The sequence below is a fragment of the Comamonas sp. CMM03 genome (assembly GCF_019218715.1).
GTDB classification, from domain to species: domain Bacteria; phylum Pseudomonadota; class Gammaproteobacteria; order Burkholderiales; family Burkholderiaceae_C; genus Comamonas; species Comamonas terrigena.
Genome location: NZ_JAHUXB010000001.1, coordinates 695,042 through 711,974 on the forward strand (window position 1 = coordinate 695,042; position 16,933 = coordinate 711,974).

Below are 16,933 nucleotides of genomic sequence, written 5' to 3' on the forward strand. Positions count from 1 at the left end.
GGCTGTGCTCGAGCTTGTGCTTGGGGCTGTCCGCCAACCCCGGGCGCCCGGAGTCACCACGGGGCTGTGCCGTGACGCACCGCGTGCACCTGAGCGAGGGCGGCAGGGCAGGGGCACAAGGGCGATGCCTGCCGAGTTGTTGCAAGGGGCGGCCTGCGGCGCGCCTGCAGGCATACCGCATCTCGGTGGAAAATAGCGCTTTGCCCGCGGCTGCCGCCGCGGGCCTGCTTTCTGTTGGAACCCCATGTTTACCGATTCGCACTGCCACCTGAGCTTTCCCGAACTGCAAGCCAAGCTGCCCGAGATTCTGTCCGCCATGCAGCAGGCCCAGGTGACGCGGGCGCTGTGCATTTCCTGCACCATGGAAGAGTTCCCCGATGTGCATGCCCTGGCCCTGGGGCACGAAAACCTGTGGTGCACCGTGGGCGTGCACCCGGACACCGAGGACATGACCGAGCCCAGCGTGCAGGACCTGCTGGAGCGCGCGGCGCTGCCCCGCGTGGTCGGCATTGGCGAAACCGGGCTGGACTACTACGGCATGGAAGACCGCAAGGGCGGCCGCACGATTGCCGATCTGGAGTGGCAGCGCGAGCGCTTTCGCACCCACATCCGCGCCGCCCAGGCCTGCCGCAAGCCGCTGGTCATCCACACCCGCGCGTCGTCGGCCGACACCCTGGCTATCCTGAAGGAAGAGGGGGAAGATGGCTCAGTCACCCAGGCCGGCGGCGTGTTCCACTGCTTCACCGAAACCATGGAAGTCGCCAAGGCCGCACTGGATATTGGCTATTACATCTCGTTCTCTGGCATTCTCACGTTCAAGAACGCGCAGGATCTGCGCGATGTTGCCGCCTACGTTCCGCTGGACCGCATGCTGATCGAAACCGACAGTCCTTATCTGGCCCCCGTGCCCTACCGGGGCAAGACCAACAACCCATCCTATGTGCCCTATGTGGCGCAGCAGGTGGCGCAGTTGCGCGGCATCAGTGCCGAAGAGGTGGGCCGGATCACCAGCGCCAACTTTGACCGGCTGTTTGCCGGCGTGGTGGCATGATGCGCCGCCGCCAGGCGCTGCAGCGCATGGCAGCCCGGCTGGCCGGGGGCATGCTGGTGGCGCTGCCCATGCTGCCGGCACGGGCCGATGCAACCAGCGAATTCTTCACCGCCGTCGTGCGCGACCAGTACCGCGATGTGATGACCTGGCTGCTGCGCGGCTTCAACCCCAACACCCCGGACGAGTATGGCCGCACTGGCCTGACATTGGCCATGCGCCAGGAGTCCTGGCGCGTGGTGGACACCCTTCTGCTGGCCCCGGGGATCGATCTGAACCTGGCCAACCGCCAGGGCGAAACTCCGCTGATGATGGCGGCCATCAAGGGCAATCTGGAGCTGGTGCAGAAGCTGGTAGAGCGCGGCGCCGACATCAACCGTGAAGGCTGGGCCCCGCTGCACTACGCGGCATCGGCCGGGCTGGAGCACAGCGTGGCCATTGCCAGCTACCTGCTGGAGCACAGCGCCTACATCGACGCCGCCTCGCCCAACGGCAGCACACCGCTGATGCTGGCGGCCCAGTATTCCAGCGAGGCCATGGTCAAGCTGCTGCTGGAAGAGGGCGCCGATGTGAGCCTGCGCAACCAGCAAGGCCAGACGGCGGTGGACTTTGCCCGCCGCTCCGACCGCGATTTCATGGTGAAGCTGCTGTCCACGGCCGTGCGCGCCAACCGGCCGGCCAAGGGCAAGTGGTAGGGCGCTCAGCCGCCTGAGCCTCGACAGCGCCCACAGCTCTCGCAGGTTCCTCCGCTCACGTCGGCCGCAGGATTGCGCGACGCAGCGGCCACGCCACCGCAAGACGGCGGCTTGCCGCGCCGATGACGACCCTGTTCATCCTCCACGCACCACCCAAGCCCGCCCATTCCTGCACTCACTGGCCGGACCTGGTCTTGGGGAGTTCATCCTGGGCGCCAGCTAGGGGCGCCGGCTGCATAGAATGGATGCCTTCCTGACTTCCTAAGTGTTTAAGGCGCCATGTCTCTGCTGACTTCCGAGGTGCATGCTGCGGCAAAGGCATCGGTTCTGTGCTGGCTGGCCACGGTGGATGCCGATGGTCAACCGAATGTCTCTCCCAAAGAAATTTGGACACTGGTGGATGACCGCCATGTGGTGGTGGCACACATTGCATCGCCGGTGTCTGTGCGCAATGTGCAAGCCAATCCCCGGGCCTGCCTGTCTTTTGTGGATGTCTTTGCACAGAAGGGATTCAAGCTCCAGGGCGCGGGCCGCGTGCTGTTCCCGCAGGATGCGGACTTTGAACGCTGGGCAGCGCCCTTGTACCCGCTGCTCGGGCCGCGCTTTCCGCTGCACGCCGTACTGCTGATGGACGTCAATGCGGTGCAGCCCATCGTGGCGCCCAGCTACCACCTGTTTCCCGCCACCACCACCGAGGCAGGCCAGATCGCCGGCGCCATGCAGCGCTACGGCGTGCAGCCGCAGTGAACCCAGGCCTGGCCGTGGTCCGCATCGGCTGATCGGCTTCCAAGCCACGTCCCTTTTCGCTTCTCCATGAAAAACCCCTGCCGGTTTGCACCGGCAGGGGTTGTTACGCAATGCGCTCTGCGCTTAGAACGCCCAGCGCAGCTTCACGCTGGCAGAGTGGTCACGCTGGCCGCTGCCCATCTCGCCCTGGTAGCCCAGTACCAGAGCGGCAGTGCGCGACAGGGCCACATCGGCCTCCAGGCCCAGCACGGCAGTGTTGCGCGCCAGCGGCGTGCCCGCCACGGTGAAGTTCTGGCTGCCTTCAAACGCCATGGTCTTCTTGGCCGTCACATCGCCGAACGCATGGCGCCAGCCCACGGTGGCGCGCAGGCGGCCTTCCTTGCCGGCCAGCTGGAAGTCGCTGTGCACACGCACACCCAAGGTGGTGCTGGCCAGGTCGTCGGTGCTGCTGCGGCCCTGCAGCGCGGCAAAACCGCCGTGCTCCTGGAAGCTGCCGGTGCGCTGCTGGCCCAGGCTCACACCTGCGAAGGGCTCAAACCCCACCTTGTCGTACTGGCCAATGGCGTAACCCACTTCGGCAAACAACTGCGCCGTGTGGGCGCTGTAGTCGGCCTTCAGGGTCTGGCCCAGGCTGGTCACCCGGCGTGTGGTCTCAATGTCGTGCCAGGTGTAAGCCAGACCGCCCAGCACATTGATGCGCGGGCCGGTACCGGTGCCAAAGCTCTTGCCGCCGTACACGGCCGCGCTGTAGCTGTTCACATCCGACTCGGAGGAACGGTCTGCCACCTTGCCGCTGGCATTGGTGTACCCCAGCGAACCGCCCAGGCGCCAGCCGCTGGTGCCCACTTCCTCGTCCATGCCCAGGAACAGGCCGGTGGTGCGCTGCTTCAGTTGCGCGGCATTGCCGTCACCGTCATAACGCTGCCAGTGACCTACCACCTCGGCCCAGGCGGGCAGGGCCTTGGTCGACGGCCAGGCCGATGCCGGCAGCGGACCGTCGCTTTGCGCCACAGCAGCGCCAGGGCGCAAGCCCGCCGTCATGTTGTTGCGCAGATGCTGGCCGCTGACGCTGGGGGCATAAGCGCCCAGGCCCACCAGGCTGCCGCCCACGGTGGCATGGGTATCGCCCGAGAGGCTGTTGAATACGGCTGCCGGTGTGCCTGCAGGCAGGGTCTCCACAAAATGGTAGAGCGCATGGCTGCTGGGCAGGCTGCTGATGGCGTTGGCGGCGGAAGACTGGTTGCGTGTTTCTGCCAGATCGGCAAATTCCATCTGCCCGCCGCCATTGCCCCCTGTTCCACCGTTGCCTCCACCACTGGATTTGCGCTGCAGTTGCAGTGTCACTTCGTTGGCGGAGTAACCCAGGCCGGTGTCCAGATAGGCAAAGTTGGAGATGGCGGAGCCAAACGCCCCTTCGATCTGGCTGGCTTGCAGGATGGAGTAGGTCTTGCCTACCTGGAAGTCGGTGGTGGCATTGGACTCATTGCCCACATGCAGCACACTGCCAGCCAGCGTGGCCTTGCCTGCCACTTTGATCAGGCTGCTGGCAGAGGAATTGGGATCTGCCAGCACCTGGTACGAGGCGCCTTGCTCCAGCACCAGATCGCCAGCGATACGCAGGGTGCCGTAGGCAGAGGACGCATCTCCCGCCGCGATGGTGGCGCCGCTTTGCACGGTGACCACCGAGCCCGTGCTGCCCACGTTGCCCGTACCTGCCAGTGTGGCGCTGCTGGTCACCGTCACGGTACCACCCAGCTTGCCGGTGCTGCCCAACAGCAGGCCGCCATTGGCAACCAGGGTGCTGCCGGTGTAGTTGCTGCTGTTGCCCGTCAGGGTCAACACGCCGGCGCCTGTCTTGGTCAGGCTGCCGCTACCGCTGATTTTCTGTGCCAGGGTGGCATCGCTGGCCTGTTTCAGTTCCAGCACCGCGTTGTTGGTGATGGCGCCGCTGGCCAGGTTGGCCACGGAGGCGACCAGCCCCCCTGCACTGATGATGGTCTCACCTGTCGCCGTGTTGGCTCCAGCCAAGGTCAGCGTACCGGCGCCGGTCTTGGTGAAGGAGCCGTTGCCGCTGATGGTCTGGGTCAAGGTGGCATCGCTGGCTTGGTTCAGCTCCAGCGCTGCATTGTTGGTGATGGCGCCGCTGCCCAGATTAGTCACCGAAGCTACCAACTTACCGCCATCAATGGTGGTGGTGCCGCCGTAATTGTTGGTTCCGTTTAGCGTCAACGTGCCCGCGCCGGTTTTGAGCAAGTTGCCTGCGCCAGTCAAAGCGCCGCTCAAGGTGAAGCTGTTTGCGGCATCGGCAATGTCAATGCCACCACCCGTGCTACCAAGTACCCAGCTACGGCCGCCATTGTCGACAAAGGCCGTACCAGTGATTCGCACAGTGCCTCCATCAAGGGTCAGCGCGCCGGAGCTGTGACCAAGGTTGCTATCGCTACTGACCGACAACGTGCCTGCTGCTACGGTGGTGCCACCGCTGTACGTGTTGCTGCCGTTCAGCACCAAAGTGCCTGCACCGGTTTTCTTCAGACCGTCGGTGCCAGCCAACACGTTGTCCATGGTCGCTGTCCATGTGCTGCTTGGGCCGCTGCCATCTCCCACGCGAACCTCTACCGGAACTGCATGGCCGGCATCTGCCACCAAGGTCAGTGCATCACCATTTAACCGGTAGCCATCACTGGCAAATTGCAGGCCGATGGCTTTGACGGCTCCAGCAGCACTGTCTACGGTGACCGTGCCGGACGCGCCGCCAAAAATTGCAAAGCCTGGTTGGGGCGACATGGCCGCGGTGATGCTTGCTGTGGCATCGGTCCATGCCGCCGCCGTGTTGCTCCAGGTGCCAGAACCACCACCCATGGTAGCGCTGGTCGCCTGCCCATTGGCGTTCCACAAATTCAGCGTGAAGCCCTGTGTGTTGATTAGATTGATTTTTTTGTCGGCAGTCAGAAACTGAATGGTGGCGCTTGTCGGTATGGCAGCAAAGCCGCCATTGCTCGTAGTGAGCGTCCCGCCATAGTCAAACAAGCGATACAGCCCTGGGCCAAAGCCGCCAGCATCTGTCATGCTGAGCGTCATGCCATTCAGGGTCAGATTGCCTGTCACACTCACGCTGGTGCCTTGACCAGGGGTCTGGAAATTGGCACCTGGTGCCCCCAACGCCACAGCCAAGGTGCTGCCCTGGGCCATGTCCAGTGAACCGACGGTCAGGCTGCCCGTGCCATTGCTGGCGCCAGGCGCCAAGGTGGCGCCGCTGGTCACCGTGACATGACCAGACAGACTGCCGCTACCGCCCAAGGATGCACCGTTGGCGACGGTGACTTGGCTGCTGGCCAGGCTGGCGCCGCTGTTGAGGTGCAGGCGGCCGGCGCTGACGACCAGGTTGCTGGTGAAGGTATTGATGCCGGCCAGAGTCAGCGTGCCGCTGCCGACCTTGGATATGCCGGAGAGGGTGCTGCCGGTGATGGCGCCTGAGAAGGTGGAGCTGGCGTTGCCGTTGCCAAGGCTGATAGCCCCGCTGGTGACTTGCAACTGGCCGCTGCCGGTCAGGGCACCGAGCGCCGTGTCCGCGCCCAGGCTGAGGGTGGCGCCACTGGCGATGTTCACCGGGGTGCCACTGCCCAGGGCATTGCTGGCCATGGCAGTGAGCTTGCCGGCCTGCACATCCACCTGTCCACCGAGGGTGCCGGTCTGGAACAGGGTCGCTTCGGCAGTGCCAGTCTTGGTCAGGTTACCGCCGCCAGAAATGCCGTTGAACAGCAGCAAGTCCTGGTTGACCGCCAGGTCCAGGGTTGCACCGCTGTTGATCACGATGGGCGTGCTGGTGTTCAGTGGCGCATCGAACGCCAGGCGGCTGTTGCCGGTGACGGTCAGCGTACCGCTGCCCAGCACGCCACTATTGGTGGCCAGCGTCAGGGTGCCGCTGTTCAGATCGATACCGTCGGAGAAGGTATTGGCTGCAGCCAGGGTCAGGTTGCCGCTGCCGGTCTTGATCAGCTTGAACGCGCCGGTGCTGTCAATAACGCCGTTGAGGCGCAGGTCGTTGGCGCCGGCAACGGTCAGATTGCTGGCCAGGCTGACCTGGTTGCTCAGGGTCACGGCTTGGCTGCTGGCCAGTGTCGAGGCACTTGCAACGGTCAGCGAGCCACTGCCCAGCGCCTGGCTGTTACCCACCACCAAAGTACCGCCCGACAGGGTTGTACCGCCCTGGTAGGTGTTGGCGTTGGCCAGGGTCAACTGGCCACTGCCGACCTTGGCCAGTGTCCGGCTGGTGGTGTTGCTGACGACACCGGACAGGGTCAGGTTGCCGGTGCCGCCAAAGGTGCCGTTCGCGCTCAGGCTGATGTCGTTGACCAGGTTGACTGTACCCGAGGCATCGATCCGGGCACCACTGGCACCGATGGCGATATTGCCCGTGCCGAAGGCCTGGTCGGTGCTGACCACGGTGGTGCCGCCGTTGAGTGCGGTACCCCCAGCATAGGTGTTGACGCCATTGATGCGCAGGATGCCGCCATTGTTCTTGGTCAGGCGGCCAGCCCCAGCACCGGAGATCACTCCGTTGAGCACGATGGTGTTGGTGCCGCTGAGCGCCATCCCGCCGCTGCCGATCAGGAAATTGTTGGCCAGATTGACCGTGGCCGTGTGGGTAGTCAGGTTGGCGCCGCTGATGCTAACGTCCCCGCTGCCGAACACCGCGTCGTTGTTCACCGACAACGAGCCACCGGTCAGGCTGGTGCTGGTGGTGGCGCCGGTCAGCAGCGCACCACTCACCTGCCATGTGCCGGCCTGCACCAGCAGGTTGCTGAAGTTGATGTAGCTGCTTGCCGAGATCGAGCCGGAGCCGGCGGTACCGCTGCCGCCGCCGATGTCATTCTGCAGGGCCAGGGTGTTGGAGCCGCCTGCGCCGCCATCCACGACACCAGGCCTGACGAAGACCAGGTTCGGGTTGGTGTCGACGGTCACTGAGCCGGTGCCGGTTGCTCCGCCATTTAGTACCACCGAACCGGTAAGCGCGTTAAAACGGTTGTTACCGCCGCCTGCACCCATGGAAAGACTGCCCGCCAGCGTGCCAGTGTTGGTGAAGATGTTGCCTTCGTTTGAAGCTTGGAAAGCGACCCGGCCGTAGAGCTGGTTGGTGTTGGTCATCTCGACCTGGGCGCCGCCGTAGACTGCCACGTTGGGCATGTCCGCAACTTCCAGGTTCGCCCCGGTGATGGCGTCGGCGAAGATGGTGCCGTAGTTGACGAGGGTGACCTTGCCACCCGAGCCGGCCTGGACATCCAGGGCCATGCCGTTGAGGTTAGCGATGGAGGCGCCGAGGTTGGCACTGGTACCGGAAATCCAGCCGATGGCGTTGTTGGTGATGGCGATGTTTTGGGCACTGCTGTTTCCGACCTTGAGCCCGGTGGTCAACTGCGACTGCTGGCCACTGTTGGACGGGTAGATCTGCCCGCTGTTGTTGATGGTGTAGTTGCTGCCGGTCAGTTGCAGTACCGGGTCGCCACTGCCGCTGGAGCTGAGGATGCTGCCCGTGGCGATATTGAAGTTGAGGTTGCTGGCTGCACTGCCGAAATTCTGCTGGTCGTTACCGGTACAAGTCACGGTGACACCGTTGGTCGGGGCGCCTGGGGTGCAGGCGGCCCATGCGGTGTTGCTGCCCACCACTCCAGTCAGGAGCAATAAACCCATGGCATGGCTGGCCATGACACTGCGGCGCTGGCGTTTGGTGCTGCGGCTGCTTTTGCTGCGGCCTCGGGCGGTTTCGCTGGTGGCTTGCCACGCGCCGGTGACGGCGTTGAATACGACGCGGTAGATCTGGTTCATTGGGTTGTGGCGCTGTACAGCGCGTTATCGGCAACGGAAGAGGGCAACGTTCTGCACAGCGTTGGGGCGGCCGCAAGACGCTTGTACCTGGGCGATGGCGCACTGCGCCGAAAGCCTTGGAGGCACGCAGGTTCCAGATGCTTCTGGCGCGAAGTCTGTTGGGAGGGGATTGTGTTGCGTTTGTAAGCAAATTCTTACAAACATGCAATTTAGTGCCAGATAAGGAGTGAGGCAATCCCTGATTTCAGGTATTTTTTACCCGCGTAAGTGGATGCGCCGCAGCGCCTGCAGGAATCTTGTGCTATGTATTTTGAGAATGCTGCAATGGCATACCGGAGGCCATGCCAGGGGGGACGCGCGTGGCTCCACCGCAATGGAGGGGCGTGGGAGTCGGCAGAGAGCAGGGAGGCAGGCGCATGTGCGCCTGGCGTGGGTGGCACTGGGGTAGTGCAAAGCCCCTGGCGCGCCATGTGCTGGTGACGGGCACTTGTACTGGGCATAAGCGGTCACCACGCTGCAGGCGGCAAGTCTGCGTGCATGCCCGCTTGCGGCCGATGCGCAGTGCTGTGCGGTGAGCGCCAGGGCCAGGGCCCACACTGCGCGCCGCTCAAGGTTTTGGGTTCACCTTCGGTAACAGACCGGCAATTCGGGCATCATTAGGGGTTTGCACGAGACATGCTCTTATAACGGTTATGTCTTATTACTTGATTTTTCGATAGTTGGCGTTCTTATAACGGAGCGCTACATTTCGCTACTTCCTTCTTGAACCCTGTGCTGCAAGCGCGTGCGGATGTGCCTGCGGCCGCCTGGCTGACTCCATGATCGACATTCGGGATCTGTCCCTGACCTACCAAGGCCCCAAGGGGCCGGTCGAAGCTCTCCAACACATCAACCTGCACATCGAGCAGGGCGAGATCTTCGGCATCATCGGCCGCAGCGGCGCCGGCAAAAGCTCGCTGGTGCGCTGCATCAATTTGCTCAACCGTCCCACCAGCGGCCAGATGATCGTGGGCGGCCGCGATCTGCTGAAGCTCAGCGACTCCCAGTTGCGTGAAGCCCGCCGCGAGATCGGCATGGTGTTCCAGCATTTCAATCTGCTGTCTTCGCGCACCGTGTATGACAACGCCGCGCTGCCGCTGGAGCTGGCCGGCATGTCCAAGGCCGAGATCCAGAAGCGCATCGATCCGCTGCTGAAGCTGGTGGGCCTGGACCACCTGGCCGACCGTTACCCGGCGCAAATCTCGGGTGGGCAGAAGCAGCGCGTGGGCATTGCGCGCGCACTGGCGTCCAACCCCAAGGTGCTGCTGTCGGATGAAGCCACCAGCGCGCTGGACCCGGAAACCACCCGTTCCATCCTGGATCTGCTGCGCAAGGTGAACCGCGAACTGGGCGTGACGGTGGTGCTGATCACCCACCAGATGCAGGTCATCAAGCAGATTGCCGACCGCGTGGCGGTGATCGACGCTGGCCGGATTGCCGAGCTGGGTTCGGTGATCGATGTGTTCACCCAGCCGCAGCAGGCGATTACCAAGAGCCTGATCGACGAGATCGTGCCCCAGGAGCTGCCTGCCAGCGTGATGCAGCGCGTGCAGGCCCTGTCGGCGCGCCTGACGGCCGGCACCAGCGGTCAGCTGCTGCGCCTGTCGTATGCGGGCGAGAGCGCCTATGAGCCCATTCTGTCGCACCTGATTCGCACGCTGGGGCTGGATCTGTCGATCCTGCACGGCCAGATCGACGAAATTCAGGAGCAGACCTTTGGTTCGCTGGCGGTGTATGCCAGCGGCGAGGCGGTGAAGATTGAATCGGCCATCAGCCACCTGCGCAGCAGCGGTGTGGTGGTGCAGGTGGTGCCCGTGGCGGCGCCGGTGAAGGGATAAGCGATGTTCGAGAACTTTTCGGAAATGATGATCGAGTTGTTCATCGACTCGCTGTGGGAGACGCTGATCATGGTCGGCATCTCGGGGATTCTGGGCGGCCTGATCGGGATTCCGCTGGGCGTGTTCCTGCGCCTGACCGACAAGGGCGGCGTGCTGCAGAACACGGCGCTCAACAGCACCGTGGGCTGGATTGTGAATGCCGTGCGTTCCACGCCGTTCATTATTTTGCTGGTGGCCATCATCCCGTTCACCCGTTTCATCACGGGTTCGTCCATCGGGACCTGGGCGGCCGTGGTGCCGTTGACGATTGCGGCGGCCCCGTTCATTGCCCGTCTGGTGGAAACCGCGCTGCGTGAAGTGGATGGCGGCCTGGTGGAAGCGGCACAGTCCATGGGTGCGTCGACCAGCCAGATCGTCTGGAAGGTGCTGCTGCCCGAAGCGATGCCCGGCATCGTGGCCGGCCTGACCATCAGCTTTGTGTCGCTGACTGGCTACTCCGCCATGGCGGGCGCCATTGGCGGCGGCGGCCTGGGTGACCTGGGTATCCGTTATGGTTACCAGCGTTTCCTGCCGGACATCATGCTGGCCGTGGTGATCATCCTGATCTTCTTTGTGCAAGCCATCCAGAGTCTGGGTGACTGGGTGGTGCGCCGCATCAGCCACAAGTGATCTGGCACAGGGCGGGCGCGTGAGCGGGCCTGTCATGCACACAAGCCGCAGCTGCACCGTGCCGCTGCGGCTTTTTTCTTGGTCGTTGATGCGGTCTGTGCGGTGCACCGGTGTGTCGGTGTGTTGGCTGGTGGCGATCGCCATCCAGCGCCAGGGTGCCAGCAGGCGGGCGCGGCACAGCTTGTGCCACATCAAGCGCCGCGCGGCCCCGGCGCGGCATGCTGAACCATTGTTTAAAAAAGAGAACAAGCCATGCAAGAACCATCGAACATTGCCGCAGGACTGACAGCTTCCGCTGCGCTGCGCAGCGCCGTTACCGACCTGGGGGTGGACTGGCAGCACCGGCCGTTGCAGCCCGAGCCCGGCCTGGCGGCCTTGCTGGCCCAGACGGCGCTGGATGAAGGCGCCAAGGCCACGGTGGTGCAGGCGCTGGGCGCCGGGCTGATCGATGTGTGCATTGCCCATGGCTACCAGAGCATGGACCTGGTGGTGCTGCACCCGGACACGCCGGGCCTGGAGGAGACCTTGGCGCGGTTTGACCGCCCGCACACCCATGCCGACGACGAGGTGCGCTACATCGTGGATGGCGCCGGGCTGTTCGGCTTCTTTGATGCCCAGGGGCGCGAACACACCGTACGGGTGGGTCCGGGCGACTATCTGCGTGTGCCCGCCGGCGCAGAGCACCGCTTCACGCTGACGGCGGAGCGCCGCATCAAGGCGCTGCGTCTGTTTACCGACAGCGCAGGCTGGGTGGCGCAGTACACCGCGCGCGAAGCCGGGCCGATGGCCGTGGACGCCTGATACGGCTTGAAGTATGTGCTCAGCACGGTACGCAGGCACCAGGCTTTGCAGCTGAATACGGCGGAGATGGATGCGCTGGTGGAGTGGCTCAAGCTGCTGTAGGAACCGGGGCGTATACAACCCCCACAATCAAAAGCCGGATGCCTTGCGGGATCCGGCTTTTGTTTTGGGGTGGTGCGCTTGTGTGGCGCAAGCTGCAAACTGAACGCGGGTGCAGTGCAACCGCTGGTGGCGCTGCACGGGCTTTACGCCGTGGCCGGCAGCGGAATCCAGTGGTTGTCCATCACACGGCCCTGGGTGGTGCCCAGGACGGGGGCAGGCTGGGGGCTGGCTGCATCCGCCAGGCGCGTGGCGGCGGCTTCACCGGCTGTCCACAGCCCGGCGGGGGAGGGTGCGGGCAGCAGCGGGGACACGCTGTGGTTGGCCACCGGGTACACGCCTTGCAGCGGGCGGCTGCCGTGCCATTGCACGGGTTCGCCGGCGCGTGCCGGGGGCTGCCACCAGGTGAGCTGGTCGGCACGCGGGCAGCTGACGGCAAAGTGCTGGCCGTCGCAGCCGATGTCGCCGCCGTAGCCGGCCAGCGCCGTGCCGGCAGGCAAGGGCTGCACCTGCAGTTGCTGGCCGTCGAACAGGGCCAGTACCGGCGCCTGGGCGCGGGTGCTGGGGTCGTCGTGCTCGGCCTGCAGCGCAATCCCCAGCCAGCGGCGTGCGGGTTGCCAGGCCACTTGCGGGCCCCAGCACAGGTGGCGCAGGCTCAGCCGGGTGTCGGTCAGGCGCCACTGGCCGTCCAGCGCGCCCTGGGCGGCAGGCTGCAGGCGCACGATGGAGGAGTCCATCTGCGTGAGCTGCAGCTTGCGCCGCCCGGTCTCGATCTGGCTGGGAATGCCGCCGTTGGCGACGACCAGGCTGCCGTCGGCATCCAGCAGCAGCTGGTGCGGGTCCATGCCGTGGGTGGGCCATTCGGCGGTTTTTTCCAGCGAGGCGGCATCGCGCACGCCGATCAGGCCCTGGCCGGTTTCCAGATCGGTTTCGGTGGTGTAGAGCTGGCGGCCATCCCGGCTGTGGATCACGTGGCCGGTGAAGGCGCGGTCCGGCTCGATCCAGCCCCATTGCGGCGCCGATCCTGCGCGCAGGCGCAGCAGCCAGTCGCCGGGGCGGCGGCTGGTGAAGACCACGGCGCCGTCGGCTTCCACCGTCATGCCATGGGCGCGGGTGGGAATGCGTTCGGACTGCAGCACCTGCAGCGGTGCGCCATCCGGCGTGAGCTGCACGATGCCGGCAAACAGGTCGTGGCCTTGCATCCAGGCGGCGGCCAGGCGCTGCGGGCCCGCCGGTCCAGGCTGGGCTGCGGCGGGGGTCGCCCAGGCAGCCAGCGGTGCCAATCCGCTCAGGCCGGCCAGGTCACCGAAGCCGCCAAAGCTGGTGAGGCCCACCGCCTGCAGCCACTGGCGCCGGGTGGGGGAGGAGGACGGCATGCTCAGTCCCCGTCGCCGTCGGAAAAGCCGATGCTCAACTGCAGCAGCGAGGCGATGTCTGCTTCCACCCAGCGCTTGAGGCCGCTGAGTGCGGTGGAGAGCTTTTGCACGCTTTCCAGGTCGGTGCTGTTAAGTGCGGCAAACGCGCTGTCCACTTCCTGCACGGCCTTGGCAAAGCGGCCGGCGGTGAGGGGGCGGTAGTGGGCGGCCACCAGACCGGCAATGCTGACCTGGTTCTCGGGCGCGCCGGCCGGGGCCACGGCAAGATCGCGCAGGCCGGACCACTGGGCGCGCCAGCTGGCCAGCGTGCTGTCGCTGTCCATGCGGATCAGCTGGGGCTTTTTCTTGCCGGAGGTGGTGCTGGCGCTGCGCAGCGGCTTTTCCATGCGTTCCCAGCGCAGCTGCTCCAGGCCGCCAATCCACTGGTTCAGGAATTCCTCGGTGACGCGCAGATCGGGCTTGGCTGCCGCGGTGGTCTGGAACGCGGTGCGCAGGCCCTGGATTTCATCGGTGACCGAGGCGGCGGCCATCACGGCATAGCTGCAGCTGGGGCTGCCGGGCGGGGCTGGCTGGGTCCACAGCAGGTGTTCCAGTGCGGGAAAGCCTTTGCCGGGGCTGCCGATGCGTTCCATGTCGGCCAGGGTCTTGGGGGCCTGCTGGATGGCTTCGGCCAGGCGGGCCGGGCGCAGCGGCTGGAAGTTGACCATGCGGTCGGTACGGCGTTCCACCAGCGGGCCCATGTTGACGGCGGCCACGCGCTGCCAGGCGTCCGCGGCCTGCTGGAAGCGCTGGCGGGCATCGCCCAGCAGGGCGGCATCGGTCTTGCCGGGGCGCTGGCCGCAGTAGGCCTGCAGGCTGGCTTGCAGTGCCTGCGCCGCGCCCAGGGCCTGGGTGGTCTGGGGCAGATACCACTGGCCGTAGAGCGCGTGGCCGATGGTGGCCAGGTCGTCCACTTCCAGCGCATGGCTGGGGGCCGCGGCCCAGAAGCCCAGGCTGGCGGCGATGGCGAGCGCCGCACGGCGCAGGCGTGGGCGGGAGGGAGGGGGCAGGCAGGCGGGCATTACAGGGACTCCACAAATTTCACCAGGGCGGCACGGTCCTCGGCGCTGAACTGCAGCACGCGGTCGCGGGCATCCTGGGCTTCGCCACCATGCCAGAGCACGGCTTCGAGCACGCCACGGGCGCGGCCGTCGTGCAGCAGGCGCTGGTGGTTGTTCACGGCATCCAGCAGTCCGATGCCCCACAGCGGCGGCGTGCGCCACTGGCGGCCGTTGGCGCGGAAGTCGGGCCGGCCATCGGCCAGGGCGTCACCCATGTCGTGCAGCAGCATATCGGTATAGGGCGTGATGGTTTGCCCGGACACGGCCTTGCTGCTGAGCGTGGGGAACAGCGGTGCATCGGTGCGGTAGCTGGGGCGGTGGCACTGCGCGCACTGGGCGGCATGGAACAGCTTTTCGCCCTGCAGCACCTGGGCGTCCTTGGTGTTGCGGCGGGCCGGTGGTGCCAGGGTGCTCTGGTAGAAGATCACATCGTTGATGGCGTGCTCTTCGATCTCCACCCCTGCGCCGCCCTTGCCGTGGGGGGCTTGCAGGCAGTCGGTCTGGGTGGGGGTGCAGGTCTGCTGGGGGAAGTGCGGCGAGGTGATGCCGATGTCGCCCTGGAAGGCGCCACCCGTCTGGTGTGCCAGGCTGGCCACATTGGCCTTCCAGCCAAAGCGGCCCAGCATCATGCGCTGGCCATAGGCGTCCCACACATAGTTGGGCTGGCCCTTGATGGGGCCGTCGGTCAGGGCCTGCGCCTGGGCATTGGCCAGGATTTCGGAGGCGGGAATCGCTTCCAGCAGGCCCAGGCCGATGACCTGGGGTGCAATCCGAGGGCTGACCATGGTGTCGGCGGCCATGGGGCCGTAGGCCAGATCGTGCAGCTCGTAGACCGGGCGTTCCAGCTGGTAGGGCGTGCCGTCGGCGAACTGGCCGTTGATGTGTTCGTAGCGGATGCGCACCGCGCCTTCGCCCTTCACTCCGCTGATGCCCATGGTGTTGAACTGGTCGCCGTAGACCGGTTCGTGCTTGGGGCCGCCATGCGCGTCCGTGCCGGGCACGGACAGGCGCATCAGCAGGCCGGCAAACGGTTGCGGGGCCAGGGGGTTGTGGAAGTCGGGGGGCTGGGCGCGGCCGTCCTGCACGTGGCAGCCGCCGCAGGAGCGGGCCAGGAAGTGGGGACCCAGTCCGTCGCGCGCGGTGGTGGAGGCCGGGGCCTGCACCCAGTTGCGCTTGAAGAAGGAGTTGCCGATGACAAAGCGCGTGCGCTCTTCATCGCTGAGGTTGGCCAGGGGCAGCGAGAACGCGTTGCGGCCGGTGGCAAAGACGGTGGTGGTGCCGCCGGGCAGGGCATCGGCCGGTGCGGGGGCGAACAGGTCCGGTGGCGGGGTGGCGGCGGCTGCGGGGGGCGCATCCTGCGACTGCAGGGAGCAGCCCGCCAGCAGCGCAGCACAGGCCGCGGCGGTGAGGGACAGACAGCGAAACATCATGGGGCGAATGCAAAACCGCTGCCCGTACCGGCGGGCGGCCCAGGCAGCGGTGGTGGTTGGGTGTTCTTATTCGGGTTCGACCAGGTTCAGCTGTTCAATGCCCACGGCGTGTGCGGCATCGACCAGCGACTTGCTCTGGGCCACCAGGCTGTCGATGGTGGCCTGGATGGTGGCGCGGGCGGCGCTGTCGCGCGCACCCTGGATGGCCTGGTCGAACGGTGCCGGGATGGATTCGGCCGCCTTCACGGACTGGGCGATCTGGCGCGTGGTCTGCTCGGCCACGCCACGGTCGTGCTGGGCCACCCAGTCGCGCAGGCCGGGGCCTTGCAGGACCTTGCCGTCCAGGCGCTGGTAGCTGCCCAGCCACACGTTCTGGATGCCCATGGCGTTGGTCACGGCGTCGCGGTGGGTGTTGTCGGAGAAGCAGGAGTGTTCGTCTTCCTGGTCGCGGCTGGCCATGGCCACTTCCAGGCGTTCGCCGGCCAGTTCGCCGCGCGACAGCGAACCCAGGCCCACAAAGATGCGGCGCACGGCGTCGCTGCTGTTCTTTTCGAAGTCGGCGCGGAAATTGCCGGCCACGCCGGGCTTCCATTGGGCGGCCACGGATTGCAGGTCCTTGATCAGCAGCGCGGTGACGGTGCGCAGGTAGGCGCGGCGGCGGTCGGCGTTGGGGGCCTTGCCGTCGACAAAGTCGGTGTAGGGGCGGTCGCCGGGGCCGGTGGCGCTGAGGTCCTGGCCCCAGAGCATGAATTCGATGGCGTGCCAGCCGGTGGAGATGTTTTCCTCGCCGTCGTGCTCGTTCAGCTCGGCCAGGCGCTCGGCGGTGATGGCTTCCTTGCGGTTGTTGATCAGGCCGGCCTTGGGCTGGCCTTGCACGTAGTCCACATAGGACTCGTCCATGGGCCAGGCGTTGATGCGGCCTTCGGGGCCATTCTCGTCGTCGATGGGGCCGCCGTAGAAGCGGAAGGCTTCGGTCTGGCCGTAGTACTCACGGGCGTGCAGCCAGGCCTTGCGTGCGGTGGCCAGCGTGGCGGCCGAGGGCTTGGCCAGGAAGGCGTCGATGGCCTTTTGCATCTGCTGGGCCGAACGGATGCTGTCTTCGTACGTGGCCGACACCAGCGTGCTGTAGTGCGCCACCACCTGGTTCACGCTGAGTTGCACTTGGGTTTGGGGGGCTGCTGGAGCCTGGGCGTGCGCAATGTGGGAGGCACCCAGGGCAATCAGTCCGGCGAACAGGTAGTGGTTCATGTCAGAGGTCGATAGCG

Annotated in this window: 11 protein-coding genes; 6 read left to right on the plus strand and 5 right to left on the minus strand. The window is 65.7% G+C overall.

Features of this window, described 5'->3' with window-relative positions; all coding sequences use genetic code 11:
• The first annotated feature begins 244 nt into the window (after positions 1-244).
• From KW830_RS03215 to KW830_RS03225, 3 genes are all read left to right on the plus strand, one after another.
• Complete coding sequence (locus KW830_RS03215; RefSeq protein WP_218332094.1) at positions 245-1,051, plus strand: TatD family hydrolase; 807 nt, start codon at positions 245-247, stop codon at positions 1,049-1,051.
• Entirely contained in the window at positions 1,048-1,743 is a 696-nt protein-coding gene (locus KW830_RS03220) for an ankyrin repeat domain-containing protein (protein WP_225608660.1), read from the plus strand. The genes KW830_RS03215 and KW830_RS03220 overlap by 4 nt, the downstream gene beginning before the upstream one ends.
• A 279-nt stretch (positions 1,744-2,022) precedes the next feature.
• The gene (locus KW830_RS03225) at positions 2,023-2,490 is read left to right on the plus strand and encodes a pyridoxamine 5'-phosphate oxidase family protein (RefSeq protein ID WP_218332095.1); all 468 of its coding nucleotides are present in this window, start codon (positions 2,023-2,025) and stop codon (positions 2,488-2,490) included.
• A gap of 123 nt (positions 2,491-2,613) precedes the next feature.
• Here KW830_RS03225 and KW830_RS03230 read toward each other — a convergent pair whose 3' ends face one another.
• The gene (locus tag KW830_RS03230) at positions 2,614-8,316 is read right to left on the minus strand and encodes an autotransporter domain-containing protein (protein ID WP_218332096.1); all 5,703 of its coding nucleotides are present in this window, start codon (positions 8,314-8,316) and stop codon (positions 2,614-2,616) included.
• Positions 8,317-9,134: 818 nt separating this feature from the next.
• Here KW830_RS03230 and KW830_RS03235 point away from each other — a divergent pair.
• The 3 genes from KW830_RS03235 to KW830_RS03245 all read left to right on the plus strand — a co-directional run bounded on the left by KW830_RS03235 (position 9,135) and on the right by KW830_RS03245 (position 11,663).
• Entirely contained in the window at positions 9,135-10,193 is a 1,059-nt protein-coding gene (locus tag KW830_RS03235; RefSeq protein ID WP_066532563.1) for a methionine ABC transporter ATP-binding protein, read from the plus strand.
• Positions 10,194-10,196: 3 nt separating this feature from the next.
• Positions 10,197-10,862, plus strand: coding sequence for a methionine ABC transporter permease (locus KW830_RS03240; RefSeq protein ID WP_218332098.1), 666 nt, complete (start codon positions 10,197-10,199; stop codon positions 10,860-10,862).
• A gap of 252 nt (positions 10,863-11,114) precedes the next feature.
• A complete protein-coding gene (locus KW830_RS03245) occupies positions 11,115-11,663 on the plus strand; it encodes a cupin domain-containing protein (protein WP_218332100.1) in 549 nt (182 codons plus the stop codon).
• Between the two features lie 245 nt (positions 11,664-11,908).
• On the opposite strand, the gene KW830_RS03250 is transcribed toward KW830_RS03245, so the two are convergent.
• The 4 genes from KW830_RS03250 to KW830_RS03265 all read right to left on the minus strand — a co-directional run bounded on the left by KW830_RS03250 (position 11,909) and on the right by KW830_RS03265 (position 16,916).
• The gene (locus KW830_RS03250) at positions 11,909-13,138 is read right to left on the minus strand and encodes a DUF1513 domain-containing protein (RefSeq protein WP_218332102.1); all 1,230 of its coding nucleotides are present in this window, start codon (positions 13,136-13,138) and stop codon (positions 11,909-11,911) included.
• 2 nt (positions 13,139-13,140) lie between these two features.
• A complete protein-coding gene (locus KW830_RS03255; RefSeq protein WP_218332104.1) occupies positions 13,141-14,199 on the minus strand; it encodes an imelysin family protein in 1,059 nt (352 codons plus the stop codon).
• Entirely contained in the window at positions 14,199-15,668 is a 1,470-nt protein-coding gene (locus KW830_RS03260; protein WP_098066162.1) for a di-heme oxidoredictase family protein, read from the minus strand. The genes KW830_RS03255 and KW830_RS03260 overlap by 1 nt, the downstream gene beginning before the upstream one ends.
• Positions 15,669-15,734: 66 nt before the next feature.
• Positions 15,735-16,916, minus strand: a complete 1,182-nt coding sequence (locus KW830_RS03265) for an imelysin family protein (protein WP_192333995.1) — start codon at positions 16,914-16,916, stop codon at positions 15,735-15,737.
• Positions 16,917-16,933 lie beyond the last annotated feature (17 nt).

Excerpts from the sequence above, each read along its gene's own strand:
- KW830_RS03250 (WP_218332102.1), bottom strand. The coding sequence starts at position 13,138 with ATGCCGTCCTCCTCCCCCACCCGGCGCCAGTGGCTGCAGGCGGTGGGC.
- KW830_RS03255 (WP_218332104.1), bottom strand. The coding sequence starts at position 14,199 with ATGCCCGCCTGCCTGCCCCCTCCCTCCCGCCCACGCCTGCGCCGTGCG.
- KW830_RS03240 (WP_218332098.1), top strand. The coding sequence starts at position 10,197 with ATGTTCGAGAACTTTTCGGAAATGATGATCGAGTTGTTCATCGACTCG.
- KW830_RS03265 (WP_192333995.1), bottom strand. The coding sequence starts at position 16,916 with ATGAACCACTACCTGTTCGCCGGACTGATTGCCCTGGGTGCCTCCCAC.
- KW830_RS03245 (WP_218332100.1), top strand. The coding sequence starts at position 11,115 with ATGCAAGAACCATCGAACATTGCCGCAGGACTGACAGCTTCCGCTGCG.
- KW830_RS03235 (WP_066532563.1), top strand. The coding sequence starts at position 9,135 with ATGATCGACATTCGGGATCTGTCCCTGACCTACCAAGGCCCCAAGGGG.
- KW830_RS03260 (WP_098066162.1), bottom strand. The coding sequence starts at position 15,668 with ATGATGTTTCGCTGTCTGTCCCTCACCGCCGCGGCCTGTGCTGCGCTG.
- KW830_RS03230 (WP_218332096.1), bottom strand. The coding sequence starts at position 8,316 with ATGAACCAGATCTACCGCGTCGTATTCAACGCCGTCACCGGCGCGTGG.
- KW830_RS03215 (WP_218332094.1), top strand. The coding sequence starts at position 245 with ATGTTTACCGATTCGCACTGCCACCTGAGCTTTCCCGAACTGCAAGCC.
- KW830_RS03220 (WP_225608660.1), top strand. The coding sequence starts at position 1,048 with ATGATGCGCCGCCGCCAGGCGCTGCAGCGCATGGCAGCCCGGCTGGCC.
- KW830_RS03225 (WP_218332095.1), top strand. The coding sequence starts at position 2,023 with ATGTCTCTGCTGACTTCCGAGGTGCATGCTGCGGCAAAGGCATCGGTT.